General features: G+C 58.5%; 30 protein-coding genes. 9 read left to right on the top strand and 21 right to left on the bottom strand.

All coding sequences use genetic code 11. The features are described from left to right. Positions 1-14: 14 nt before the first annotated feature. The 3 genes from ACR0DH_RS16585 to ACR0DH_RS16595 all read right to left on the bottom strand — a co-directional run bounded on the left by ACR0DH_RS16585 (position 15) and on the right by ACR0DH_RS16595 (position 2,582). Entirely contained in the window at positions 15-374 is a 360-nt protein-coding gene (locus ACR0DH_RS16585) for a 1-deoxy-D-xylulose-5-phosphate synthase (RefSeq protein ID WP_480550631.1), read from the bottom strand. Positions 375-485: 111 nt separating this feature from the next. Continuing rightward, entirely contained in the window at positions 486-1,778 is a 1,293-nt protein-coding gene (locus ACR0DH_RS16590) for a lytic murein transglycosylase (RefSeq protein ID WP_480550629.1), read from the bottom strand. Between the two features lie 90 nt (positions 1,779-1,868). Beyond that, positions 1,869-2,582 carry a helix-turn-helix transcriptional regulator gene (locus tag ACR0DH_RS16595; RefSeq protein ID WP_480550627.1) on the bottom strand — a complete coding sequence of 238 codons (714 nt, stop codon included), beginning with the start codon at positions 2,580-2,582 and terminating at the stop codon, positions 1,869-1,871. Positions 2,583-2,666: 84 nt separating this feature from the next. On the opposite strand from ACR0DH_RS16595, the gene ACR0DH_RS16600 reads away from it, so the two are divergent. After that, positions 2,667-3,365 carry a glutathione S-transferase family protein gene (locus ACR0DH_RS16600; protein ID WP_480550625.1) on the top strand — a complete coding sequence of 233 codons (699 nt, stop codon included), beginning with the start codon at positions 2,667-2,669 and terminating at the stop codon, positions 3,363-3,365. Further along, a complete protein-coding gene (locus ACR0DH_RS16605) occupies positions 3,362-3,748 on the top strand; it encodes a DUF1801 domain-containing protein (RefSeq protein ID WP_480543206.1) in 387 nt (128 codons plus the stop codon). The genes ACR0DH_RS16600 and ACR0DH_RS16605 overlap by 4 nt, the downstream gene beginning before the upstream one ends. Here ACR0DH_RS16605 and rnr read toward each other — a convergent pair. Genes rnr through dapE form a run of 3 tightly spaced genes read right to left on the bottom strand, consistent with a single transcriptional unit; the run spans position 3,739 to position 7,773 of the window. Further along, on the bottom strand, positions 3,739-5,997 hold the full coding sequence (gene rnr, locus ACR0DH_RS16610) for a ribonuclease R (protein WP_480550623.1): 2,259 nt from the start codon (positions 5,995-5,997) through the stop codon (positions 3,739-3,741). The genes ACR0DH_RS16605 and rnr overlap by 10 nt on opposite strands. 57 nt (positions 5,998-6,054) lie before the next feature. Further along, a complete protein-coding gene (locus tag ACR0DH_RS16615) occupies positions 6,055-6,630 on the bottom strand; it encodes a TIGR04282 family arsenosugar biosynthesis glycosyltransferase (protein WP_480550621.1) in 576 nt (191 codons plus the stop codon). A 3-nt stretch (positions 6,631-6,633) separates the two neighbouring features. Further along, positions 6,634-7,773: a succinyl-diaminopimelate desuccinylase gene (gene dapE, locus ACR0DH_RS16620; RefSeq protein WP_480550619.1), complete on the bottom strand. Its 1,140-nt coding sequence runs from the start codon at positions 7,771-7,773 to the stop codon at positions 6,634-6,636. A gap of 209 nt (positions 7,774-7,982) precedes the next feature. On the opposite strand from dapE, the gene ACR0DH_RS16625 reads away from it, so the two are divergent. Beyond that, a complete protein-coding gene (locus tag ACR0DH_RS16625) occupies positions 7,983-9,041 on the top strand; it encodes a transporter substrate-binding domain-containing protein (protein WP_170533554.1) in 1,059 nt (352 codons plus the stop codon). On the opposite strand, the gene ACR0DH_RS16630 is transcribed toward ACR0DH_RS16625, so the two are convergent. From ACR0DH_RS16630 to ACR0DH_RS16645, 4 genes are all read right to left on the bottom strand, one after another. Continuing rightward, the gene (locus ACR0DH_RS16630; RefSeq protein ID WP_480550617.1) at positions 9,038-9,385 is read right to left on the bottom strand and encodes a hypothetical protein; all 348 of its coding nucleotides are present in this window, start codon (positions 9,383-9,385) and stop codon (positions 9,038-9,040) included. The genes ACR0DH_RS16625 and ACR0DH_RS16630 overlap by 4 nt on opposite strands. Before the next feature lie 52 nt (positions 9,386-9,437). After that, on the bottom strand, positions 9,438-10,064 hold the full coding sequence (locus ACR0DH_RS16635) for a LysE family translocator (RefSeq protein ID WP_480550615.1): 627 nt from the start codon (positions 10,062-10,064) through the stop codon (positions 9,438-9,440). Between the two features lie 108 nt (positions 10,065-10,172). After that, on the bottom strand, positions 10,173-11,000 hold the full coding sequence (gene dapD, locus ACR0DH_RS16640; protein ID WP_480550613.1) for a 2,3,4,5-tetrahydropyridine-2,6-dicarboxylate N-succinyltransferase: 828 nt from the start codon (positions 10,998-11,000) through the stop codon (positions 10,173-10,175). 108 nt (positions 11,001-11,108) lie between these two features. After that, positions 11,109-12,020: a threonine/serine dehydratase gene (locus ACR0DH_RS16645; RefSeq protein WP_480550612.1), complete on the bottom strand. Its 912-nt coding sequence runs from the start codon at positions 12,018-12,020 to the stop codon at positions 11,109-11,111. A 79-nt stretch (positions 12,021-12,099) separates the two neighbouring features. Here ACR0DH_RS16645 and ACR0DH_RS16650 point away from each other — a divergent pair, with 79 nt between their 5' ends. After that, on the top strand, positions 12,100-12,942 hold the full coding sequence (locus tag ACR0DH_RS16650) for an LOG family protein (protein WP_170533568.1): 843 nt from the start codon (positions 12,100-12,102) through the stop codon (positions 12,940-12,942). Positions 12,943-12,945: 3 nt separating this feature from the next. After that, positions 12,946-14,043 (top strand): cystathionine gamma-lyase, encoded by a 1,098-nt coding sequence (locus tag ACR0DH_RS16655; RefSeq protein WP_480543222.1) that lies wholly within the window; start codon positions 12,946-12,948, stop codon positions 14,041-14,043. Here ACR0DH_RS16655 and ACR0DH_RS16660 read toward each other — a convergent pair whose 3' ends face one another. Further along, positions 14,044-14,427: a hypothetical protein gene (locus ACR0DH_RS16660; RefSeq protein ID WP_480550610.1), complete on the bottom strand. Its 384-nt coding sequence runs from the start codon at positions 14,425-14,427 to the stop codon at positions 14,044-14,046. It abuts the gene before it with no gap. Between the two features lie 159 nt (positions 14,428-14,586). Between ACR0DH_RS16660 and ACR0DH_RS16665 the strand changes: the two genes are divergently transcribed. Both ACR0DH_RS16665 and ACR0DH_RS16670 read left to right on the top strand, forming a co-directional pair. Beyond that, on the top strand, positions 14,587-15,507 hold the full coding sequence (locus ACR0DH_RS16665) for a DnaJ C-terminal domain-containing protein (RefSeq protein WP_480550608.1): 921 nt from the start codon (positions 14,587-14,589) through the stop codon (positions 15,505-15,507). Continuing rightward, positions 15,504-15,842 (top strand): hypothetical protein, encoded by a 339-nt coding sequence (locus ACR0DH_RS16670; protein ID WP_170533578.1) that lies wholly within the window; start codon positions 15,504-15,506, stop codon positions 15,840-15,842. Before ACR0DH_RS16665 ends, ACR0DH_RS16670 begins: the two co-directional genes overlap by 4 nt. Before the next feature lie 8 nt (positions 15,843-15,850). On the opposite strand, the gene ACR0DH_RS16675 is transcribed toward ACR0DH_RS16670, so the two are convergent. From ACR0DH_RS16675 to ACR0DH_RS16695, 5 genes are all read right to left on the bottom strand, one after another. After that, positions 15,851-16,474 carry a cytochrome P460 family protein gene (locus ACR0DH_RS16675; RefSeq protein ID WP_480550606.1) on the bottom strand — a complete coding sequence of 208 codons (624 nt, stop codon included), beginning with the start codon at positions 16,472-16,474 and terminating at the stop codon, positions 15,851-15,853. Positions 16,475-16,663: 189 nt separating this feature from the next. Further along, positions 16,664-17,851, bottom strand: coding sequence for a dual-specificity RNA methyltransferase RlmN (rlmN, locus tag ACR0DH_RS16680; RefSeq protein WP_480550604.1), 1,188 nt, complete (start codon positions 17,849-17,851; stop codon positions 16,664-16,666). 93 nt (positions 17,852-17,944) lie between these two features. After that, entirely contained in the window at positions 17,945-18,322 is a 378-nt protein-coding gene (locus ACR0DH_RS16685; protein ID WP_480550602.1) for a lysozyme inhibitor LprI family protein, read from the bottom strand. A 132-nt stretch (positions 18,323-18,454) separates the two neighbouring features. After that, the gene (locus ACR0DH_RS16690) at positions 18,455-18,622 is read right to left on the bottom strand and encodes a hypothetical protein (RefSeq protein WP_170533589.1); all 168 of its coding nucleotides are present in this window, start codon (positions 18,620-18,622) and stop codon (positions 18,455-18,457) included. A 164-nt stretch (positions 18,623-18,786) separates the two neighbouring features. Beyond that, positions 18,787-19,320, bottom strand: a complete 534-nt coding sequence (locus ACR0DH_RS16695) for an invasion associated locus B family protein (protein ID WP_480500665.1) — start codon at positions 19,318-19,320, stop codon at positions 18,787-18,789. Between the two features lie 182 nt (positions 19,321-19,502). Between ACR0DH_RS16695 and ACR0DH_RS16700 the strand changes: the two genes are divergently transcribed. After that, a complete protein-coding gene (locus ACR0DH_RS16700) occupies positions 19,503-20,501 on the top strand; it encodes an asparaginase (protein WP_480550600.1) in 999 nt (332 codons plus the stop codon). Positions 20,502-20,503: 2 nt separating this feature from the next. On the opposite strand, the gene ACR0DH_RS16705 is transcribed toward ACR0DH_RS16700, so the two are convergent. Genes ACR0DH_RS16705 through serB form a run of 4 tightly spaced genes read right to left on the bottom strand, consistent with a single transcriptional unit; the run spans position 20,504 to position 22,514 of the window. Then, a complete protein-coding gene (locus ACR0DH_RS16705) occupies positions 20,504-20,824 on the bottom strand; it encodes a YciI family protein (RefSeq protein WP_480543238.1) in 321 nt (106 codons plus the stop codon). A gap of 22 nt (positions 20,825-20,846) precedes the next feature. Further along, on the bottom strand, positions 20,847-21,275 hold the full coding sequence (locus tag ACR0DH_RS16710; RefSeq protein WP_480543240.1) for an SRPBCC family protein: 429 nt from the start codon (positions 21,273-21,275) through the stop codon (positions 20,847-20,849). Beyond that, positions 21,263-21,592: an ArsR/SmtB family transcription factor gene (locus tag ACR0DH_RS16715; RefSeq protein ID WP_480543242.1), complete on the bottom strand. Its 330-nt coding sequence runs from the start codon at positions 21,590-21,592 to the stop codon at positions 21,263-21,265. The genes ACR0DH_RS16710 and ACR0DH_RS16715 overlap by 13 nt, the downstream gene beginning before the upstream one ends. Before the next feature lie 43 nt (positions 21,593-21,635). After that, complete coding sequence (gene serB, locus ACR0DH_RS16720; protein WP_480550598.1) at positions 21,636-22,514, bottom strand: phosphoserine phosphatase SerB; 879 nt, start codon at positions 22,512-22,514, stop codon at positions 21,636-21,638. 157 nt (positions 22,515-22,671) lie between these two features. Between serB and ACR0DH_RS16725 the strand changes: the two genes are divergently transcribed. Further along, a complete protein-coding gene (locus ACR0DH_RS16725) occupies positions 22,672-24,189 on the top strand; it encodes a malonate--CoA ligase (protein WP_480550596.1) in 1,518 nt (505 codons plus the stop codon). Here ACR0DH_RS16725 and ACR0DH_RS16730 read toward each other — a convergent pair. Beyond that, complete coding sequence (locus ACR0DH_RS16730) at positions 24,176-24,913, bottom strand: metallophosphoesterase family protein (protein WP_480543248.1); 738 nt, start codon at positions 24,911-24,913, stop codon at positions 24,176-24,178. The two genes, ACR0DH_RS16725 and ACR0DH_RS16730, sit on opposite strands and share 14 nt — an antisense overlap. Positions 24,914-25,028: the final 115 nt, after the last annotated feature.

Here is a 25,028-nt window from a genome sequence, read left to right on the forward strand (position 1 = left end):
CCTACATCGCTATCCTAACGGATAAGCGCCTCGTACTCGTCTCGTACATCGTCATCGACCAAGACGCCTTCGTTGCCACCATAAAGCCTATCGTTCTGATCTTTACGAGGCCCAGATATCCAATAGAAATCACCGCTCTCAGTTTCGAAGTAGTTTGCCTTGAAACCGGCACCCTTGAGGCTTTGGAAGCGAAGCCCCTTGTAATAAAGGGTTTTGCCAGTTTTTGAGAGATACACACGGCCGATAACAGCATCTCCCTCAAGTCCTTCGGACTTGGACTCGATGTACATAATTCGTGACCTGGTTAGCCGAAACTCGCTCGGAAGCGCCGCATCCTGATCGAGCTTTTCTTTCCAATGATCGGCATGTCGCATTAAGAAGTTCCATTTCACAGTTCGTGCAGTTGCGCAGATAGCAAGAAATTCGAACGACAACAAAGTCCGCATCGCGAACCCCACAGCAACTAAGATCGTTCACCTACCCAATCACCGCAACCGCTCCAACAGGTTCAACGTCGGGTACCCATCCGGCACCAATCCCTGCGCCAGTTGATACGCCCTCACTGCGTTGATGGTGTTTGGTCCTGTCCGCCCATCAATGCCTTGCGTATCAAATCCAGCTTTGGTCAGTCGGGTTTGTAGTTCCTTCTTCTCGGTAAAGCTCAGCACCCGGTCGCCGCGTGGCCAAGGGGCCTGAAACGGTGCGCGGCCTGCCAGGCGGTCGGACAGGTGACCAATGCCAATGACATAGGCATCTGCCCCGTTATAGCTCTCAATCACACCGAAGTTATCGAAGATCATCAGCGCAACGCCCTGCCCGCCAGCGGGTAGCAGGATCGCGGCCTGCCCGTGATCGGCAACAGGTTTACCATCGCGTCCAACCACACCTAGTGTCGCCCACTCCGACGGCATCAAGGTGTAATCCCGTTTGGCCGTGGCATAGTCGAACCCCTCGGGCAGGCGTACTTCGACACCCCAAGGCTGCCCCTTGGTCCAACCGTGCCGGGCCAGATAGGCCGCCGCCGAGGCCAGCGCGTCGGTTGGGTCGTCCGACCAGATATCGCGCCGCCCATCGCCGTCGAAATCAACCGCATGATCTAGGTACGAGGTCGGCATGAACTGCGTATGCCCCATCGCCCCAGCCCAACTGCCGATCATCCGGCCCGCACTGACATCGCCTGCCTGAATGATCTGTAAAGCCGCAATCAGCTGGGTTTCAAAGAAGGATGCGCGACGCGCATCAAAGGCCAGTGTCGCCAAAGACCGGATCGTCGGGTTACTGCCCCGATAGGTACCGAACGATGTCTCTAACCCCCAGATCGCGGTTACGACCTCTTTCTCGACGCCGTATTGAGCCTCGATCCGCTTTAGGACCTTTTGGTGCCGATCCAGCGCCGCACGGCCATTTGCGATGCGTGTATCCGAGACGGCGCTGTCCAGATATTCCCAAATCGGCTTTGAGAATTCAGCCTGATTGCGATCCCGCTTGATAACGTCCAGATCATAGGACAGGTCCGCCAAGGCGTGGCCCAGCGTAGATTGTGAGATACCCTGATCCCGCGCCCGGTCCTCAAACGCCCCAAGCCAGGCCTGAAACCGGGCGTTTCCTGCCGAGGACGCTCGCACGACCTCAACCGTGGGTCGGGGCACCGGTCGCAGGGATGTTGTAACATCCGCCGAAGCCAATTGAATTTCGCCACCCACAGGCCGAATCTCGGGCCTGGGGGCGTGTTCTGCCGCTGACGCCTGCACGATGGATGCCCATAATGCGGCGGTCATGACGCCACCTATGCATTTATGCATTCCGATTTTTTTCCTGAGTACTGCTCAACTTCAAGGATAGCGCAAAATCGGCAATTCTCAAAGGTCTTAGGTGTTTTCATCCTGCTCATGTGCGGCACGCTTTGCACGAATCTGGGCAATAACATCGCGCAGCATTGGTATACGATTTGGACGAAAGCTTTGATCTGTCACCGACATTTCCCGCATGCGATCCAACCGAAAGACGCGGAAATCCTGCCTGAGATGGCACCAACTGAGCAAGACATTCGAGCGGTCCATGTAGACGATGCTCAAGGGGTCCACCCGCCTGCGGGTCTCATCTCCCTTGGCGTCGGTATATGCGAATTCGACTGTGCGTTCATCCCATGTGGCCTGCCGCAGATCGGCAACTTCGATGGTCGGCGCAGGGGGGCGGTTGAATCGCGTTGCAGCCAGCACCGCGTGACTCAGTCGGTGGGATTGGCGCGGCGGCAGCCGTCCTTGAAGTTTGCGCAGTGCCGCGCTGGCGGCGTCAGCCAGTGCAGGATCGCCGATCACCTGCACTTCGCGCAGTCCCAGAACCAGCGCCTCAAGCTCATCATCGGTAAATCCCAGCGGCGGCAGGGTAGCGTCTTCGATCAAGGTGAACCCGAATCCGGCCTCGCCATCAATAACCGCGCCGAGGCCGCGCAGCGCATCGATATCGCGGTGGATCGTACGGGGAGACACGCCGAGTTCGTCAGCCAGTTGAACCGAGGTTTTCGGCGACGGGCCAGAGCGCAGGGCTTGCATGAGCTGGAACAGGCGGGCGGTGCGGGACATATCGGATATTAGCTTACCCCTAATGTCAGAAACTGTCATCAGACTTGTCTAAGGTCCGGCCATCCCCAATGATGGAGCCCCCTGATGCTGACCCTTCTCACTTACCCTTCGGCCTTTGGCTTGTTCAGCGCCAGCCCGTTCTGCGTGAAAACCGCGCTGATGCTGCAAAAATCCGGCCAGACCTGGCAGCGATCCGACATTTTGGACCCTCGCAAGATGCCGCACCAGAAGCTGCCTGTGCTACGTACGCCCGAGCGTTTGGTCCCGGACAGCGATCTGATCCGCGATTGGCTGGAACAGCAAGGGGCCGACTTCGACGCGGGCTTGTCGGATGTTGAAAAGGCGCAATCCCGCGCCTTAATCCGTATGGCCGAGGAGCATCTCTATTTCCACATCGTTCTGGATCGCTGGGGCAATGATGAGGTCTGGCCCATCCTGCGCGAGATGTTCTTTAACGGCATTCCAGCCCTAATCCGCAAACCGGCCTCTAATGCAATCCGCAAATCCGTTCTGAAAGGCATCAACGCTCAGGGCATCGGTCGCTTTTCCCTAAACGAACGTCTTGAGCGGGTCGAACGCGACCTTGAGGCGATCTCGGCGTATCTGTGGCAATCACCGTTTCTGCTGGGTGATCAGCCCACGGCGGCGGATATGAGCGTTGGTCCCATGCTGGCGGCAATGCGGGCAACACCCGTCGAAACACCGCTGACCCGGCGCATCAAACACGATAACCTGCTCAACACTTACGTAGACAGGATGGAACAGGCTGTGCCGCTGTCATGACCCAGATTGAAGACCCTGCCGTCGCCGCTGCCTTTGCGGCTTTGCCACCGGAAACCCGAGCCGGAGCGCTTGCGTTGCGCGATCTGATCTTTGAGACGGCCAACACCCTGCCCAATGCTCAACCGCTGCAAGAGGCGCTGCGCTGGGGTCAGCCCGCCTATCTGGCCCCCAAAGGCTCAACCATTCGGTTGGGTGGACATAAGTCCGCGCCATTTGCCCTGTTCGTACACTGCCAAAGCCGTTTGATGGGGGACTTCACGACCGCCTTTCCCGATGAGGATCGGATTGAAGGCAACAGGGCGGTGCTGTTCGACGATGTGGATCAGATCGACGCCACCCGCCATGGCTGGTTGATCGCGCGGGCGTTAACCTATCATCTCTGACGACGCTTACGTTCGACCTTGCGCTTGATTTTATCCTTCTTGCGCTTAGTGCTGACCGCCTTGCGCCGCACGCCCCGTTTGGTGGGGCCGCGCCCGCGCGGTAAGGCCTGATCGTCGATGGACAGCAGTTCCAGCTCCAGCCCACCTGTCACCGGGGTTGCCTCGGTCAGGCGCACGGTGACGCGCTGGCCGATGGCGATGATCAACCCGGTATCCGACCCCATCAGGGTTCCGGCCTCGCGGTCGAAATGAAAGAACTCACGCCCCAGGGACCGCACGGGCACCAGACCATCGGCCCCGGTTTCGTCCATTTTGACAAAGGCTCCGAACCGGGCGATGCCGCTGATCCGGCCCGTGAACTCATTGCCCACGCGTTCGCTGAGATAGGCCGCCAGATAGCGGTCGGTCGTGTCGCGTTCAGCCATCATCGAGCGACGCTCAGTGTCCGAAATATGCGTTGCGGTTTCATCAAGTCGGGCGATTTCCTCCTCGGTCAGACCGTCATCACCCCAACCGTGGCCCGTGATCAGCGCGCGGTGAACAATCAGGTCAGCATAGCGACGAATGGGCGAGGTGAAATGCGCGTAGTTTCGCAGCGCCAGACCAAAATGTCCGAAATTCTCGGGGTTGTAATAGGCCTGCGCCATCGACCGCAGGGTGGTCAGGTTGATCAATTCCGCATCTTCGGTACCCGCAGCCGCATTCAGCAGGGCGTTCAGGTGACGGGTTTGCAGAACCTGACCCTTGGCAAGGTTCAGGCCAGCGGCTTGCGCCGTTTCACGCAAGCTCTCCAGCTTTTCGGGGGCCGGTTCTTCGTGCACACGGAACAGCAGCGGGCGACGCTTGGCGATCAGCGTCTCGGCAGCGGCGACATTGGCAAGGATCATGAACTCTTCGATCAGCTTATGCGCATCCAGCCGGTCGCGGAACGCCACGCTGGTCACCTCACCCGTGTCGGACAGGACGATCTTGCGCTCCGGCAGGTCCAGCTCCAGCGGCTGGCGCGCCGCGCGCGCGGTTTTCAGCGCGGCATAGGCGGCGTAGAGCGGTTTCAGAACCGGCTCCAACAGCGGTCCGGTACGTTCGTTGGGGGTGCCGTCGATGGCCTCCTGCACCTCGGCGTAGTGCAGAGACGCGGCCGAGCGCATCAAGCCGCGCAGAAAGCGATGACCGATCTTGTTGCCCTCGGCGTCGATCTGCATCCGCACGGCGATACATGCCCGCGGGACACCTTCGTGCAGGGAACACAGATCACCGGACAGGCGATCCGGCAGCATCGGCACCACCCGGTCGGGGAAGTAACTGGAATTGCCCCGCTTACGCGCCTCGCGATCCAGCGCGGTGCCGGGCTGCACATAGGCAGCAACATCGGCGATGGCGACCCAGATGACATGCCCGCCGGGGTTCTTCGGGTCGTCATCGGCATGCGCATAGCAGGCATCATCATGGTCGCGCGCGTCCGACGGGTCGATAGTCAGCAACGGCATGTCCCGAAGGTCTTCGCGGCCCTTCAAGCCAACGGGTTTGGCTTTGTCCGCCTCATCAATAACCTTATCGGGAAAATCGTCAGGGATGCCATGTTGGTGAATGGCTATCAGCGAGACAGCCTTGGGTGCGGTCGGATCGCCCAAACGTTCAACAACGCGCGCACGGGGCAGCCCCATACGGTTCTTGGGCCCGGCCTGTTCGGCCTCGACCAGTTCGCCATCCTTGGCCCCATGCATCGCGCCTTCGGGCACCAACCATTCCGTCGAACCGGCTTTGTCGATGGGCACGATCCGCCCGCCCTCGGCCCCTTTGCGATATATACCTACGATCTTGCGCGGGTTGGTTCCGATACGGCGGATCAGGCGGGCCTCATAATTGTGGTCTTCTTCCTGCACCACGGTCAGGCGCGCCAGAATGCGGTCGCCTTCCCCCAGCGCCGGATCGCTGGCGCGGGTGATCAGCAGAACGATGGGCTCGACCCCCTCGCCATGCCATTCCAAGGGCCGCGCGAACAGATCGCCATCTTCATTCGGGGCCTTCACTTGCAAAACGCTGACCGGCGGCAGACGATCCGGGTCACGATAGCTGCGCTTGCGCTTTTCCAGATGCCCCTCGGCCTCAAGCTCTTTGAGGATGCGCTTCAGATCGATCCGATCCGCGCCCTTGATGCCGAAGGCCTTGGCGATATCACGTTTCGAGGTCAGGGTGGGGTTCGCTGAGATCCAGTCGAGGACCTCCTGCTTGCTGGGAATGCGACTCATGTCTTTGGCCTAGCACGCGCATGCAACCGCGTCATGACCAAAAAGTGTCCATTCGGCTCAGCCGCGCAAATCAGCGACGGTATCCACATCACGCAGCTCGTCCAACAGGGCGATACGACAGCCGGAAGCAGACGCCAACGTATCGGCTAGCGCATGTTCCGTCGACCAGCGCACATCCCGAAACAAGCCCAAGGGCAACGCGCCATAGCGTTGCGCACCGACCAGCCAATAGCCGCCATCCGGGGCCGGGCCGAACACCATTTGCGAACGACCCAATGCCTTGAACGCGTCCGAGATATGACATAGCGCGATACCCGGAATATCCGCCCCAATCAGGCAAACCGGCCCTTTTGGCATCCCGCGCAGCATCCGCCCCATACGGTCACCCAGATCGCCTCGCCCCTGCGCCACGCGTGGCAGATCGGCAGGCCAGATCCGACTGGTCAGCCCTTCTGCGTCAGGGGAAACCGCCAACACAATCTGCCAACGCGGATCGTGCAGCCGCCGGATCAGCGACCGGGTCTGGTGCCGGAACCACCATGCAGCGCCTACCATACCGAAATCGCGTCCCAACCGGGTTTTAACGCGGCCCGGACGAGGCTCTTTGACCATGATGACCAGAGTGCGCTGCATCGCTCAGGCAAAATAGTCAGTCAGAATACGCGTATAAATCGCCTTCAACTGCTCGATCTGGGCCACCTCGACGCATTCATCGACCTGATGCATCGTGCGTCCGACAAGCCCGAACTCGACCACCGGGCAGTGGTTTTTTACAAACCGCGCATCCGAGGTGCCGCCTGTTGTTGACAGTTCGGGTCGCATGCTCGTTTCGGCCTCAACCGCTTGCGCCACCAAATCGGACAGTGCGCCCGGCGGGGTCAGGAAACTTTCGCCCGAGATCTTGATCTTTGTATCAACCTGAACGCCAAACTCATCGGCTACGCGCGCCGCTTCAGCCTTAAGCCAGTCACTCAAGCTCGCACCGGTATGCGTGTCGTTGAAGCGGATATTGACGGTGCCACTGCATTGCGCGGGGATGACATTTGTCGCGGGATTACCGGTGTCGATGGTGACCACGGCCAGTGTGGACGCATCGAAGTGATCGGTGCCCTGGTCCAGTTCATGACTGGCCAGCCGATCCATCAGCCGCGCGATGGCTGGCAAAGGGTTTTTGGCCCGATGCGGATAGGCTGAATGTCCCTGAATCCCCGTCACGGTGAACCATGCAGTCATCGACCCGCGCCGGCCGATTTTCATCATCTCGCCCATCCGGTTCGGGCATGTGGGTTCACCAACCAGGCACACGCTCATCTTTTCGCCAAGCTGATCCATATGATCAAGCAGGGCGGTTGTGCCATCCAACGCGTCAGCTTCTTCGTCGCCCGTAATGGTCAGGATAATCGCCCCGTCGGGTGGGGTGTCGCGCACGAAATCAATCGCCGCAGCCGCAAAGGCGGCAACGCCCGATTTCATATCCGTCGCGCCGCGCCCATACATCACCCCGTCATGAACCTCGGCCCCGAAGGGCGGTTTGGTCCAGGCCGCCTGATCCCCCACAGGCACCACATCCGTATGGCCGTTGAACCCAAATGTCCGCGCGTGTCCCTTGGGGCCCCAACGGGCGAACAGGTTACTAATGCCACCGCGATCCACCCGAGTACATTCGAACCCTGCCTCCGTTAGGATGTCCTGCAGCAGAACGAGCGCTCCGCCCTCATCAGGTGTGACCGATGGGCAACGGATCAGGTCTGCCGTCAGTTGAACTGCATCGGTCATATGTGGGCCTCGCTGTTGGTCTTGCGCTCAGGTTCGTGCACAGATTCAACGAATTGACCGGATTGCCAAGGCCAATCCACAAAATTTATCTCCCTGAACAGGCAAAGTATCAGCCTGAGAGTGCAACAAAACATGTCGATTTACCCAGCGGCCACCTTGCCCACGCATATACATTCGCGTTACAGGGCCGCGAAACGGGTGACTTGACCATGAAGCGCGCATTCTACGCATTGATCAGCCTGACTTTCGCCGTTCTCGCACAGCAAAGCCTGGCACAGACGCTAAATGTCACGACAGTGACACGCCCGCCGTTTTCCTATGTCGAGGACGGTGCCGAAACCGGATTCTCGATGGACTTGCTGGGGGCTCTTTCTGAGGCCTTGGGATGGGAATACTCTGTCCAGCGCGTGGACTCATTTGCCGAGATGCTGGGCGCGGTCGAGGACGGATCGGCCGATTTAGCCATCGCCAATATCTCGATCACGGCATCGCGCGAAACACAGATGGATTTTAGCCAGCCGATTTTTGAGGCGGGCTTGCAGATCATGGTGCCATCGGATGCGGTGCGCAGACCGTCGCTGTTGCAGGCGCTGCTGTCCACCGAATTGTTTCTAGCCATTGGTTTGGCCTTCGCCATCCTGCTTGGCGGTGGCATGTTGATGTGGGGTTTCGAACGACGTGCGCAGCCCTATTTCGACCGTAAGCTGAACGAGGCATGGTTCCCATCCTTCTGGTGGGCGCTGAATCTGGTCGTAAATGGCGGTTTTGAAGAACGGATGCCCCGCACACCATTTGGCCGCATTCTGGGCGTGGTGCTCGTGGTATCCTCGCTGTTCATTGTATCGGTCTTCACCGCCCGCATCACCAGTGTCATGACGGTGGATGCGATCACCGGCAATGTGAATTCGGTGAATGATCTCTATGGCAAGAATGTCGGCACCATTACAGGTTCAACTGCGGCCAGCTTCCTGGACCGGCGCGAAATCGAATATGCGGGCTATCCGGGGCTCGATCAGATGCTTGAGGCATTTAAAGCCGAAGATCTGGACGCTGTCGTGTTCGACGCGCCTATCCTGTCCTACTTCGCGGCGCATGAGGGACGCAGGATTGCAACGATGACGGGTAGCATCTTCCTGCGAGAAAACTATGGCATTGCCTTCCCGACCGGCTCGCCACTGGTGGAAGAGGTCAATCAGGCGCTGCTGTCCCTGCGTGAGGACGGGACCTATGACGAGTTACACCGCAAATGGTTCGGATCGCAGAACTAAGAGGCTGAGGTTTCGTCTTCAAAAAACGGAGTCATCTGCGCCACGATTACCGCGTTTTCGTCCAGCGCTCGCTGCATCAGGGTACGTTCATCCGCATCGATGTCATGGCCTTGCGCCTCACGCTCAGCCAACGTGCCGTAACCGGTGACATCCAGAGGCGCGGTATCTGCTTGCTTCAGGATCGCCACGGTCTCGCGCACGGCCTCGGCCTCATCCACGCCACTGGCATAACAGATCAACGCCGCACCCGTTGCCCTGTCGGGCAAACCATCTCCATCCTTCCGTCCGATCTGAACAAGAAGGGTATAGACTTGCTGGCGCGAGGGTTTTTTCTGCTTTTCCATGGCACGGGCCTTAGCCCTGCGGCCTGAATTGGTCAAGCTTAGGGTCCGGCCCCTAGCGCTCGGCCGTGGCCAGTTTGAGGGCCAGCGCAACAAAGATCACGCCCGAAACGCGGTTCATCCACAGCTGAACAGAAGGCGAACCCCTCAGCCAGCTACCCAACGTACCGGCAGCCAGGGCCACGGCCCCAAACACCACAACCGTCGCCAGGAACATCAGTGCGCCCAGTTGATAGAACTGCCCGATCAGCGATCCGTTCAGCGGATCAACAAATTGCGGTAGGAAGGCCAGCATGAAAATCGTCACCTTCGGATTGGCGATGTTCATGATCAACCCATGCAGATAGAGCTTGCGCGTCGGGATCTCCGGCGCATCACCGCCGTCAAGCGCAGTCCCTGCTGCAGTAAACGCCTTCCACGCCAAATAGACCAGATAAGCCGCACCTGCGTATTTCAGCGCCGCAAAGGCAGTTTGTGAAGTTTGGAAAATGACGGCCACGCCCAAAGCCGCCGCGGTGGTGTGCACGATAAGCCCAGAGGCCAGTCCCAGCGTCACAACCAACCCTGACATCCGGCCATAGAGTGCCGATTGCGTCATCACAAAGATATTGTCCGGCCCCGGAACAGCGGCCAACGCAATCGCAGCCCCCATGAACAAGATGGCTATATCGATTGGGATCATGGGTCTTCCTCTTCTTGTGCAGCAGCGCCCGGTATAGCAGCATGATGTTCTTACAAAAAAGGCCGCGGAGCCTATCCACGGCCTTTTGTCATTCACGCTACGTTTGGATCAGTCACGCAGCAGCTCATTGATCCCGGTTTTCGAACGGGTTTTCTCATCCACACGTTTCACGATAACCGCGCAATAGAGGTTCACGTTGTTCTTGGACGGCATCGATCCGGCGACAACCACTGAATAAGGCGGTACTTCGCCATACATGACCTCGCCGGTCTCACGATCCACGATCTTGGTCGACTTGCCGATGAACACGCCCATCCCCAGAACCGAGCCTTCGCGCACGATGCAGCCCTCGACAACTTCGGAACGCGCGCCGATAAAGCAGTTGTCCTCGATGATTGTTGGGCCCGCCTGCATCGGCTCCAACACACCGCCAATGCCAACGCCGCCGGACAGGTGTACATTCTTGCCGATCTGCGCACAGGACCCAACAGTGGCCCAGGTATCAACCATGGTGCCTTCGTCCACATAGGCACCCAGGTTCACGAAAGACGGCATCAGAACGACGCCCGGTGCGATGAAGGCAGATTTGCGGACAACGCAGTTCGGAACCGCGCGGAAGCCAGCGGCTTTCCACTGGTTGTCACCCCAACCTGCGAACTTGCTGTCGACCTTGTCCCACCAGCCGCCGCCCTGCGGGCCGCCGGTTTGCGTTTCCATATCCTTGATGCGAAAGCCCAGCAGAACCGCTTTCTTCGCCCATTGGTTCACATGCCAGTCACCGCTCTCCTGCTTCTCGGCAACCCGCAATGACCCGCCGTCCAGCGCGTTCAGGGTATCCTCGATGGCTTCGCGCTGCTCACCCGTGGTTGCTGGTGTGATCGTATCGCGCGCGTCCCAGGCGGCTTCGATGGCGGCTTCCAATTGCGCGTTGGACATTGGGCGTCTCCCTACAGAATCTGTTCGTGTTGGTTTGGCCTATACGCAAGTGACACTCATGGCGCAATGCGACGAACACGGTTCCGTTTACGTCTGGGCAACGATCATTCACCCGGCAAGCGGGTCGGGGGCGATATTCCCACCGCAGATCAGGACCGCGACACGCTCACCCGGTTCGGGCTGATAGGCCCCCGAGGTCAGCGCCGCCAGCGCTGCGGCCCCTGCGGGTTCCACCAGAATTCGATGCGCCTGCCAAAGCATCTGCTGCGCTTCTGCAATGGCTTCATCACTCACCAGAACCGAGCTCATACCCTGCGCCAGATCAAAGCAAATCTGGCCAATCCGCCGGGCACCCAACGCATTCGCTGCAATGCCGGACACGGACACATCCACAGGCTCACCCGCCTTCAGCGCTGCATTCAAGGCGCAAGAAGTCTCGGGTTCGACCGCCACAACCTTGCGCGCGCCGTCAAACCACGCCAGAGCGCCCGCAATCAGACCACCGCCACCAACCGCAACTAGAACAGTATCGGCTTCCAGCCCCTGAGCGTCCCACTCGGCAAAGCACGTCCCCTGCCCAGCCACCGTTGCGGGCGCGTCATAGGCATGAATCTGCATCGCGCCGGTAGCTTGTTCATGCGCCTGCGCGGCCGTCAGCGCGTTGGCATACTCACCCGAGACAACGCTCAGGTCCGCACCGGTTTGCTTGATCAATGCGATTTTGGACGGCCCCGCAAGCTCGGGCACAAAAATCTTGGCCGGGTAGCCCAGCGCCTGCGCCGCATAGGCGGCGGCTGCGCCATGGTTGCCACCGGATGCCGCGACCACACCGGCCTCAGGCACGTCGGAACTGATCAGAGTATTGAACGCCCCTCGCGCCTTGAAACTGCCGGTATGCTGCATCTGCTCCAGCTTCAGTTCGATGGGATAGCCTGGTATCTTGCTGGTCATCACGGGTGTGACCTGCGCATAGCCTGAAATGCGATGCTGGGCGGCTAATATTTCACTCTTCCAATTCATTCTTGTCTTTCCGTGACTGGCGCTCTGTCCGCGAACCCTATAGCTGTTTGAAAAACACGCAAGCAGGGATCGATCACCCATGAGAGAAGACCGTCACAGCCCGTTCCGCGACGCACAAACAGATCGCTCGACCGCGCGCGAGGTGCCGGATACGCCGCAGACCCGCTCGCCTGCCTATCGCCTTGCTTTTGCCGATGAAGAATTCCTTTGCCGGGATGAGCTGCGCCCGGTGCGTCTGCAGTTGGAGTTGCTCAAGCCCGAGATGATCATGAGCGAGCGTGAGATCACCTCGACCATCGTCATGTTCGGCGGCGCGCGTATTCCAGAGCCGTCGCAAAAGCACACTGCACGGACCGAAACGCTGGCAGGTCTATCTCAATACTACGATGAAGCCCGCGAATTCGCGCGACTTATGACCGAAAAATCCAACGAGACCGGTGGGCGTGAAAACGTGATCGTCACCGGCGGTGGCCCTGGCGTGATGGAGGCCGGGAACCGCGGCGCGCAAGACGCAAACGGCTGCTCCATCGGGTTGAACATCGTGCTGCCGCACGAACAGGCACCGAACCTGTACGTGACACCCGATCTTAGTTTCAACTTCCATTACTTCGCCATCCGCAAGATGCATTTCCTGATGCGCGCCCGCGCCATCACCATCTTCCCCGGTGGTTTCGGCACAATGGATGAACTGTTCGAATCCCTGACCCTGATCCAGACAGGCCGGATGGAGCGTGTGCCCTTCCTGCTGTTTGGTCGTGAGTTCTGGGAGAAAGTCATCAACTGGGCGGCACTGGCCGATGCGGGCACGATCTCGGACGAAGACCTTGACCTGTTCCGTTTTGTCGATACTGCGCAAGAAGCGGTCGATATCATCGAGAATTGGGAACCCGCCCCGCCCCGCGACGCCATTCCGGGGCGCTGAACCATGGCCCCCAAGATCGGAAAGATGCTGCACCTGCGTGGCAATTCCTTGAACGAAGGTGAACCGGTCGCCCTGCCGCTGACCCAAAGCAGCATGTACCACCTGCCGGGCGCAACGGATGGTCTGGCCACTTATGGCCGCGTCGACAATCCGACATGGGTGCAGCTGGAACATATGCTGTCACATCTTGAAGACGCGCCGAGCCTCAGCTTTCCATCGGGTATGGCGGCGATCTCAGCAGCGTTGTTTGCCACGGTTCAGGCCGGATCACGCCTGCTGATCCCGTCGGACGGGTACTATGTCACGCGCTTGCTGTCGGATCGATTCCTCTCGCGTCTCGGGGTCGAGGTTGAGGAACGCGCAACAACGTCCTTTGCCGAGGGTGGTTTCGAGGGGTTTGACGTGGTGTTCGTCGAAAGCCCGTCGAACCCCGGTCTGGATATGATCGATCTGGCCGACGTTGCTGAACAAGTGCGCACCGCCGGAGGGGTAACAATTTCAGATAACACAACCCTGACACCGCTGGGCCAGCGCCCGCTGGATCTGGGGATTGATGTCGTGGTGTCCTCCGACACCAAGGCAATGGGCGGACATTCAGATTTGCTGATGGGTCATGTCGCCAGCCGCAACGAGCAGATCATGGAACGGGTCGAGGAATGGCGACGCGTCTCAGGCGCGATCCCCGGCCCGCATGAGGCGTGGTTGCTACATCGCGGGCTGGAAACACTGGACGTGCGCTACGACCGAATGTGCAGTACAGCGCAGGTGCTGGCCGAACAGCTGGCTACCCATTCCGCTGTCATGCAAGTGCGCTATCCGGGGCTGCCTGGCGATCCGGCGCATGTGCTTGCGCAGGCTCAGACGAAACGGTTCGGATTTCTGTTGTCCCTGACGCTGGACAATGAGGACATAGCAGAGGCGTTTATTAACGGATGCCCTTTGTTGCGCCCTGCGACATCCTTTGGCGGCGTCCACAGCTCGGCCGAGCGTCGCGCCCGCTGGGGCGATGATGTTGACCCCGGTTTCATCCGCCTGTCTGTTGGATGTGAACCTGTTGAGGAACTATGGCAAGCCATCGAGGCCAGCCTGAACGCACTGTAGCTACTTCTTCGGCGCACGCAGTTCAGGGAACACATAGATCGGCAGAACAATACTGCCGATCAAAGCGCCCAACCAAACCAGCAGCGTTGCTGCCAACAGATTTGCCACCCCTCCGATAACAAGTCCGGCTGTGATCCATTCGGTCACCAGCAGACCCACAAAAGTCACGATCAGGGCGATCCCACCTCTGAGTGCAGGCGCTTTCTTTTCTCCGATCTTCAGGATCAAAGGCTCTGCGATCACTTGAACAACGGTGAAGACAATCACCACGACCACAAAGGACAAAGGTTTGATCGCAAAACCGGTCAGCAGCAGTACGGCCAATATCAACCCGATTGCGTTCCCGGCCAGCAAGGCCAAAGCGGATTTGAATCTGCGTGACATGCGGGGCCTCCGTCAAAGAACATCTGAGATCATGTAGATACTACCAGACCCGCCGGATTTTACGAAGCAATTCAATTGCCTCTTCCTTTCGGCCGGTTGAAATCGCATGATAAAACACATTCATAAAGATCAGACCGACCCACATCCGCGAGAGGTGAGATGAGCGACGATCCCTATTCCGTCCTTGGCGTAGCCAAAGACGCCAGTGCTGCCGATATCAAGAAAGCTTATCGGCGCATCGCAAAAGAATGCCATCCGGATCTGAAACCCGGTGATGCCGAGGCTGAGGCAAAGTTCAAAGCCGCCGCCGCTGCTTACGATCTGCTGAAAGACCCTGAAACCCGTGCCCGTTATGACAATGGCGAGATCGACGCCTCCGGTCAGGAACGCCCGCAACAGCAATACTATCGTGATTATGCCGAGGCCGCCGGAAACCCTTATCGCGGGCGGCAGGCGGACCCGGATGATATGTCAGACATCTTCGCTGAATTCATGCGTGGCCGCAGTGGGTTTGGCAGTCAGCGCGCGCAGGAATTCCACGCGCCGGGTCACAACCTGAACTACTCGCTGCAGATCAGCTTTCTGGATGCTGTGTTTGGGGCCAGTCAGAAACTGACCCTGCCCGATGGCAACCGGATTGAGGTCAAGATACCGGCGGGCATCACCTCGGGCCAGACCATCCGGCTGCGGGGCAAAGGCGCTCCGGGCTATGGTGACGGACCGGCGGGTGATGCGCTGGTCACGATTTCGGTTGCGGACCATCCCGTGTTCGACCGGCAGGGCGATGATATCCACATCACCCTGCCCATCAGCATTGATGAGGCTATTCTGGGCGGCAAAATCCCCGCCCCGACAATCGACGGCGGTGTCAACGTGACCGTCCCGGCGGGCACCAGCAGCGGCAAGACACTGCGCCTGCGGGGCAAGGGGGTCAAAAAACGCGGCTCGTCTGGGCGGGGGGATCAACTGATCGAGTTGACCGTCGCCCTTCCCGATCAGATCGACGATGACCTGAAGCACTTCATGGAAACCTGGCGCGAAAGCCACAGCTATGATCCTCGGAAAGGAATGCCGTCATGACCCTGACCGAAGAGGAACTGATCGCCACCATCACCCGCCTGACCTCGGACCGTCTGACCGAATATCTGGCCGCTGAAATTGTGATCCCCGAGCAATCGGCACAAGGCGTGGTTTATCGCAGCATCGACGTCGCCCGGCTGGAACTGGCCTGCGAGCTTCATGAGCAATACGATATGGAGGCGGATGCCCTGTCGATGATGATCTCTCTGATCGATCAGATGCACGGGTTGCGCGCCGAACTGCGCGAGGTTTTGAATGCTGTCGAAGCCCAACCCGAACCCGTCCGCCAACAAATGATCGAAGTGATCGGCACGGCGCGCCTTAAGCGTGGATAAGTTGAAAGCTACTCAGCCTTGACCCGATACTCTTCGGGCACGAAGAATGTGTAGTCACGCTCAGCCACCTGTTCGTGACATTCGTGGCAATAAACAACCTGATTGGGGCGTGATCCTGTGGTGTCTCCATAAAGCGAACCGTCAGGCAGCACCATGATGTAACGCCAATCAGCCGTTGCAGGGTTGGTGCCCTGCGGTAGCTTCTCCATCACGAACATCGCACCCGGAAAGATCTTACCCTCATCGGTAACCGTCATACTGTCCTTTGCCAGAACCGACCCCGCTGGCAACACGTCTCCGTCCTGCATGGCTCCGTAGTTATGGGCCATGCGATTGGCGTAGCTGTTCACATATCGTTGACCGTGGGTCGCCGACACATAAGGCGAGTCATTGAACAGCGCCCAGCTTTGATAATTCCGGATCAGGTCAAGTCGCGCCCCGGCATAGCCGCGTGCCAGACGTCGGCTAAGCGATTGATAAATCTCTTCGGCCTCGTCTTTGCTGAGCTCAGCGGGGTTCTCGATTGTGATGTGTGCCTCGCGGTCATCGGCCTTCGCGGCTCCGATATGGAAAAGAAGCGAGAATGAGGCGGTGAGTATTGTTTTGAAACTAATTTTTAAAATCGTGCTCATGGTATTGGCCCATCTGAAAACAGTTTGCCTGCGTTCGGTCCGCGCGCAGGACATTGTCAAGGATTTAGCTTGTGGTTCACAACGACCCATTCCTCTCACAGCCTTGTGCACAAAGGTGAGCCCGACCTGAACCGAACAGGCCAAATATAACAAATTTTGAGTTCAGAAAACAGGCGCTGGCAGTGTCGCTCAGCCGTTCAGCCCAGCCTCGGCCTCAATCTGCTTGCGTGATTTACGAGCACGTTCGGTGGCCGATTTCAGCTGGCCACAGGCGGCCATGATGTCTTCTCCGCGTGTTTTGCGGATCGGTGAGGCATAGCCTGCCTGATAGATGATGTTCGCAAAGGCCCGGATACGATTGTTCGAGCTGCGCTTGTACGGCGCGCCGGGCCATTCGTTGAATGGGATCAGGTTGATCTTGGCGGGTATATTGTGGCGCTTTATGTGCTCGATCAGGCGATGCGCGTCCTCATCACTGTCATTGACGCCATCCAGCATCACATATTCAAAGGTGATCCGCTCGGAATTCGACGCGTTAGGATAGCTCGCGAGCGCTTGCAGCAACTCCTCAATATTCCAGCGCTTGTTGATGGGAACCAGAACGTCTCGGGTCTCATCCGTGGTGGCATGGAATGAGATCGCCAGCAGGCAGCCGATTTCTTCGGCAGTCCGTGCGATTTCAGGCACCACGCCAGATGTGGACAGCGTGATCCGGCGGCGCGACAGGGAAATACCTTCAGGGTCCATGGCGATCTTCATCGCATCACGGACGTTTTCGAAGTTATAAAGCGGCTCGCCCATGCCCATCAGAACGATGTTCGACAGCAGGCGCGTTTCGTCCTTGGGGGCACCGGGGGTTGGCCATTCCTCAAGATCATCGCGAGCCATCATCACCTGACCAACAATTTCCGCCGCTGTCAGGTTGCGCACCAGCTTCTGCGTTCCAGTATGGCAGAAAGAACAGGTCAGCGTGCAACCCACCTGGGACGAGATACACAAAGTGCCGCGATCTTCTTCAGGGATGTAAACAACCTCAACCTCGTGGCCGCCTGCAATACGGCACAGGTATTTGCGGGTTCCGTCTTCCGAGACCTGACGGGTCACGACCTCAGGGATTTCGATTACGAAATTCTCAGCCAGCTGTGTGCGATAGGCTTTGGCCAGATTTGTCATCTCGGCAAAGTCCCGCACGCCCCATTGGTAGATCCACTGCCAGATCTGCCCGGTGCGCATTTTGGCCTGTTTTTCAGGCGTGCCATGTTCGATCAACACCTCACGCAGGCGATCACGCGACAAACCCACCAGATTCACTTTCCCCTCGGGCAGTTTGCGGGGGATGGTCATAACGTCTTGCGTGATCGGCGCTTTGGGCGACATGCTGGTACCTTTTGGGGCGTATCTATGCAGATTCTGGCTTGGGATGCGCCTCTATATAGGAACGCGCGCAAAGATCAAAAGGAATCGTACCAATCAGTTTGCCAGGCGCAAAAGTTCATCAACGCGTGCGCGACCCAGATTCACCCGGCAGGACGCAATTGCGATACCTGTTCCTGATCCGCCACCAAATGAAGCGCCAACAGCATTGCAATGCGCGTCCCTATAACTTGCCCATGCAGTTTGGGCAGTTTCCAGAGCAGGCTGTGCCTCTACACGCCCTGTGACGTCGTCCAATTCACCGGCGGCCTCTGCAGCCAGTTCATAACTTATCTCTAGCGCAACTTTGACCCTGTCTTCCATCTCCGCAACACAGGATCCGATTTCAACCTGTGAACTCACGCTGGAACACTCCAGTGTCGGGTCAGCAATCGCGACAGTTGGAAAAAGCAGGGCGACAAAAACAAAACGCATAACCACCTCTCCGATCTGTTCATAACGGACGAGGTCAGGTTAGCATGTTTTTTTGAAAGCCTTCGATTGAATTCGACCGCAGCAAAGGCGTTGCTGCGGTCAGTCGTTTAGCTGGCGAATGTCGGTGCAGTGTCAGACACCTGAGGGTGGAACAAGGCAGTCAGCTGCATCCAGCTTTTTCACCGGATCATCTGGACCACATTCTTCACCGGTAACCGGATAGGTTTCTTCGTTGTTTTCACAGGCCGTCAACAGAACCCCACACACCATCATCAACGCGACCAGAGACTTGTTCATCATATCTTTCACTCCTTCGTTTCTCTTGAACCGATTAGTTCAGATTCTGAAGGCCGCGACATTGATACGGATCAAATTCAAAGCTGACATTGCGTAAAGACGCTAACGGGTCGCCAAAACGACAAAGCCCCGCCAGATGACGGGGCCTTTCACGCACGAGCGTAACCTTAGTTGGTGCAGCGAGTTTCGGCGTCTTCAATGGCCGCCGTGAAGCCCAGCAGCGAAAACGTGTCTTTGGTCTGCGTTCCACGCTCGGACCGTGCGGTCAGCACCGCCTCGGTCCCGCGTTTCATGGCGGTGACGATCTTGGCGTCATCGGCGGCTGTTGCCGGCCAAGCCCATTCGCCTTCAGTGAACAGCTCAAATTCACTGCCATCCACATTCAGGTTCACGGTCGAGCCCGATGCGAACGGATAGCCACCGGTAAAGGTGACCTGACCTTTGACCTCGGCATTGGGGCGATAGAACACGAACAGCAGGATGTCGCTGCGACGGACCGAAACCACACGCCCGCCACGGGTATTCACCGTTTCCTTCGGGGCGGAAACGCTCCAGCATTCGGTGGGATCATCTTCGACAAAAACGCTCCAATCGGTTTTTGCCGCTACGCGATTTGTGCTTGTCGCTTGTTGAGCGATTGCAGTTGTGGCCATCCCTGCCACACACAGGCCCGCGATCACGCGGACGAGCATTGATCCCATTTGTCCAGCCTCCTAGCTCGACCTTTTACCTCATACCCACCGGAATGCCCCGCGAACCCTGCCGGTTCGTCTTTACGAAAGTTGCGCATTCCGATGATTGCCGACATACACACACTAACGCAGGTTTCGCCACAGGCGAAAGGGCGATTGGCAGAATTTTGCGCAAAAAACCGGAGGTCCCGATGACGCAGCCTATCCCGATGACAGAACTGTGGCGCGGTCCTTTGCTGGAAAGCTTGCATCTGGGCCACGCTGTCATCTGCGACGATACCGGCCAGATTGTGCAAAGCTGGGGGGACCCGAACGCGGTGATCTATCCGCGCTCATCCGCCAAGATGATTCAAGCACTTCCCTTGATCACGTCGGGTGCGGCGGCAAAATACGGGCTGAGTTCCGAGCATCTGGCGTTGGCCTGCGCGTCACACAACGGGGCTGCCATTCACACGGATCGCGTGACCGCCTGGCTGGATCATCTGGGACTGTCAGAGCCCGATCTGCGCTGCGGCCCGCAGGAACCGGCGGACAAGGCCGCACGCGACCGGCTGATATTGGCCGACGATACACCCTGTCAGATACACAACAATTGTTCGGGCAAACACTGCGGGTTTCTGACCTTGGCACAGCATATGGGGGCCGGGCCGGAATATCTTGAAATCGATCATCCCGTTCAGCAGGCCAGCCTGGCTGCATTCGAAGAAACCACAGGGGAAACCAGCCCCGGCTATGGGATTGACGGCTGCTCGGCGCCGAATTTTGCCACATCGCTGGTGGGTCTTGCCCGTTCCATGGCTTGGTTTGCATCCGCTGCTGATCGCTCGGATCGGTCCAGCGATGCCGCGCAGAAGCTGACGGCGGCCATGATCCAGCATCCGGACCTGGTAGCGGGTGAGACGCGTGCCTGCACCGAGCTGATGCGCGCCATGAATGGCCGCGCCGCGATCAAAACCGGGGCCGAGGCCGTGTTTGTGGCCATCATCCCCGAGAAAAGGATGGGCGTGGCCCTGAAGATAGCCGATGGCACAACCCGCGCCAGTGAATGCGCGATTGCAGCCATTCTTGTCAGTCTTGGCGTGCTGGAGGCCGATCACCCGGCCACCCGCAAGTTCATGAATGCCACGCAATACAGCCGCCGAGGGCTGGAATGCGGCGTGATCCGGCCTGCACCGGGTTTTCCCGGTTAGGCCTAGGCCTCGAATTCGTGGATCTCAGCCACCTCGACCGAGCCGGTGCCACTGACGACCATGGGGCAGCCCTTGGCCATTTCATTCGCCGCCTCGACCGTGTCGGCCATAACGACGCTAAATCCCGACGCGGGATTTGCACCACCATCCTCGGCAACGCCTGACGCGCTGACAGTATAGGACTGCCCGACCGGGTTGCCTGGTATCTTGACCGCCGGTCCCATGTCCTGAAACCAGGCGCCCCATGCAGCCATGGTGGCGTCGATTTCGGCCTGAGATTGCGGCGCAGCACCGCCGTGGTAGACAAACAAATATTGGGGCATATCGCTCCTCCCTGATGAAACCCTATTTGCACTGCGCCTCAAGTTTGCGCAGCGACGATGTCCAGCCTTTGGTATGGTTTGCGGCGGCCTCGGCATCAGCCAGTTCGCGGTGATCCAGAACCAGCCGTGATCCGGTACCAGAGGCGGTGACGGAGAAGGTCACATGGCTTTCGGCCCCGCGCTGATCCTGATCGTCATGCCAGCCCCAGGTGAACCCGACCGAGTTTGGGGGATCGACATGGGTAACATGGCCCGAGACCTTGTATTGCTGACCCTCGGCATTCTGCATCACCGAATACCAGGGCCCGGTACGCGAGAAATCCAGATTGTGCTCGGGAACATGCATTCCCTCGGGGCCCCACCACTGCAACAGCTTCGCCCCGTCCGAGACCCACGCGAACAGAGTTTCGGGGTCAACGGGAAACTCCCGTTCGAGTTTCAGGTCGGCCATGAGGTTTCCCTTTCCAAAATGTCGCCCAAACGATCCAGGCTGTTCTCCCAGAACTGCCGTTTCGAGATTGTCCAATCCGCAATCGCTCGCAGGCCTTCGGGTCTCACCGAATACAGACGCTGCGTGCCCTGCACCCGCTGCTGAATCAGCCCTGCCTCGCGCAGAACTTTCAGATGGCGTGAGATTGCGGCACCCGACATGCCTTTGCCGTCGATCAGATCACCGGCAGGCAATTCCCCATCGGCCATCAACTGCTCGACAATCGAAAACCGCGTGGCGTCGGATAAAGCGGAAAAGGCGGTCAGAAGCGTGTTCATGACCACTATTTAACATATCTGTTAAATAAAAGAAAGCTCAGTTCTACGAATCGGCAAACTCTGCGCGCGAATAGCCCTGCAGGTACAGCAGCGCCGTCAGATCCCCATGATTGATCCGCACCTCGCACTCTGCTGCGACCGAGGGTTTGGCGTGGAGCGCCACACCTGTTCCGGCGCGATGCAACATGCCCAGATCATTCGCCCCATCACCCACGGCAAGAACATCCGATTCCGCGATGCCCAAATGCGCAGTGATCCGCTCCAGCGATTCAACCTTGGCCTCGCGCCCAAGTATCGGACGCTGAACCTCTCCTGTCAGTTTGCCATCCGCGGCCAGAAGCGTGTTGGCCCGGTTTTCGTCAAACCCGATCAACTCGGCCACACGCGCGGTAAAGGCCGTAAACCCGCCCGAGACCAGCGCGGCATATCCACCATTTTCACGCATGGTTGCCACCAGGGCGCGCCCACCGGGCATCAAGGTGATCCTAGTGTTCAACACCTGATCAATCACCGCCTCGTCCAGACCTTTCAGCAGGCCAACCCGTTCAATCAGGGCGCCTTCGAAATCCAGTTCACCATTCATCGCCCGCGCAGTGATGTCTTTGACACGCTCGCCGACCCCGGCCTCGTCCGCCAGCTCATCAATGCATTCTTGTTGGATCATGGTACTGTCCATGTCGGCCAGCAGCATCTTTTTGCGCCGCCCAGCCACAGGCTGTACGACAAGATCCACGCCCATGGCCTGCAAGTCAGCCCAGACTTCCCATTGATTGTCGGGGCGGGCTGGAAGACCAAATTCAGCCGCTTCATCGGGGCTGAGCCAGACAATATCTTCGCCGCCCCACGCGTTTCGCAAAGACTCGACCAGGGCAGTATCCAGCGCAGGCGCAGCGGGGTTGGTCAGCAAAGTGGCAACAAACATCTCAGGTCTCCGGCAAACTGCCTTGCGCATATCGCAGGTGCAGCATTTTCGCCAGAGTTGGATGGGCCTTCGCCCTGGAAATATCTGGGATTCGGGTCTTGTCCGCCTTGGATTTCCCGGTCAGGTTCAGGGCGCAGCGCACCGAAGGGACTAAACAATGACCAACCCGCTTTATGATCGTTTGTTCGGCATCCATGCGGGGAAAGAAACGCCGTTTCTGCACCTGCCCGATGGCCACACCATCACACATGCCGGATTCCTGAACATGGCCGCACAAATCGCCAATGCGCTGACGGCACTTGGGCTGAAACCGGGTGACAGGGTTGCGGTCCAGGTTGAAAAGTCACCGCAGATGCTGGCGCTCTATGCCGCCTGCGCGCAGGCCGGGCTGATCTTCCTGCCGCTGAACACCGCATATAAAACGGCGGAACTCACCTATTTCATCGAAAACAGCGGCGCGTCTTTGGTGGTCTGCGATATGGTCAATCAAGCCGAGCTGACCGCTATCGCACACGCTCAGAATGCCAAGGTGGAAACACTGAACGGGGATGGCGGCAGCAGTCTGATGCGAAACGCACAGACCATGCCAACCCATTTCGAGACAGTGAACCGGGCTGAGGATGATCTGGCCGCATTCCTTTACACCTCGGGCACCACGGGGCGGTCCAAGGGGGCCATGCTGACACAGGCGAACCTACTGTCCAATGCAGAAACGCTGGTGCGGGAGTGGCAGTTCACCCGCGACGATGTGCTGTTGCACGCGCTGCCGATCTTCCACACCCACGGGTTGTTTGTGGCAACAAATGTGATCCTCTCCTCAGGTGGGTCAATGATTTTTCTGCCGAAATTTGATTTGGATGAGATGCTGCGCCTGATGCCGCAGGCGACATCGATGATGGGCGTGCCGACGTTCTATACCCGCTTGCTGGGCGATGATCGATTCAATGGCGATCTGACCAGCCATATGAGGCTGTTCATCTCGGGCTCAGCCCCTCTTCTGGCGGAAACCCATGAGCAGTTCGAGGCCCTCACAGGTCATCGCATTCTGGAACGCTATGGCATGACCGAGACCAATATGAACACCTCGAACCCTTATGACGGCGAACGCCGCGCGGGGACGGTCGGGTTTCCCCTACCGGAGGTCGAGTTGAAAGTGACCGATCCGGACAGCGGCGAGAGCCTGCCGCAAGGCGAGATCGGCATGATCGAGGTGCGCGGCCCGAACGTGTTCAGCGGCTACTGGCAGATGCCTGAAAAAACCGCAGCCGAATTGCGCGAGAATGGCTTCTTCATCACCGGCGATCTGGGTCGGGTGGATGAGGATGGCTATGTCCACATCGTCGGGCGCGGCAAAGACCTGATCATCTCGGGCGGGTTCAACATCTACCCCAAGGAAATCGAGTTGCTGCTGGACGACCAGCCCGGCGTGCTGGAAAGCGCTGTGATCGGCGTACCGCACCCGGATTTCGGCGAGACGGTTTTGGGCATCATCGTGCCTTTGCCCGGCCAGTCGCCGGACCTGACCGCAATCATGGCCTCGGTTCAGAACGACCTCGCCCGGTTCAAACACCCGCGCGAGCTGATCCTGATGGACACCCTGCCGCGCAATACGATGGGCAAGGTGCAGAAAAACGCCTTGCGCGAGCAATTCAGGGATCGGTTCAGCCAAAGATAGGTTTCAGAGGTACGCGTCCGTTTTGAGTCAGTAGCCAACACTGACGACCTTCGAACACCGCAACGGCTAGAGACCGGCCATAACCCGCACCTGCATCCAGATTGATCCGGTTGCCGCAATGCTCGGCTGCATCAACCGGTGTATGACCATGTACGACCAGCCAAGGGTGAGGTTCGGTTTCCATCAGAAATTCTCGCCGTATCCAGACCAAATCATCCTCGGATTGTTGTTCGAGTGAAATGCCTGGGCGGATGCCTGCGTGGACGAACAGCAGTTCACCTTCCTGATGGTACAGCGGCAAGGTATTGATGAAATCAATATGCGCGGGCGGGACCGCCACGCGAGCACGTTCATTGACCTGAAAGATGCGGTCATTATCGACGACTTCAACACCGTAGGAGGCCAACGTTTCTCGTCCGCCTAAACGCGGGTGCAACCAACTGAGCGTGATCGGCAGATGTTTGTCTGCGATCTCGCAATCCTGCACGAAACGGGCAAACATGCGGTCGTGGTTTCCCTTGACCATGATCCAGTTCCGACCCGCGCGTTGTCCGTCGATCAATAGGTCGAGCACAGCTTTGCTGTCAGGGCCGCGATCGACATAGTCACCGAGGAACACAACCCTTGCATCAGGCCCGCCATCTGCCTCAATGCGGGAAAGTGCTAACTGCAACATGCCCAACTGCCCGTGAATGTCACCAATGGCGTAGATCGGGGAAGTCATAGAAAACCCTTGTATAAACGAATACCCTGCGAGCTCTCTATAATTGAGAGCCTGTTAAAGAAAACACCCGCGCCTTGGGCGGCGCGGGCAAAGGATGTCTCAGAAACTCAACACA

It is taken from the genome of Ruegeria sp. I1, from assembly GCF_056532675.1.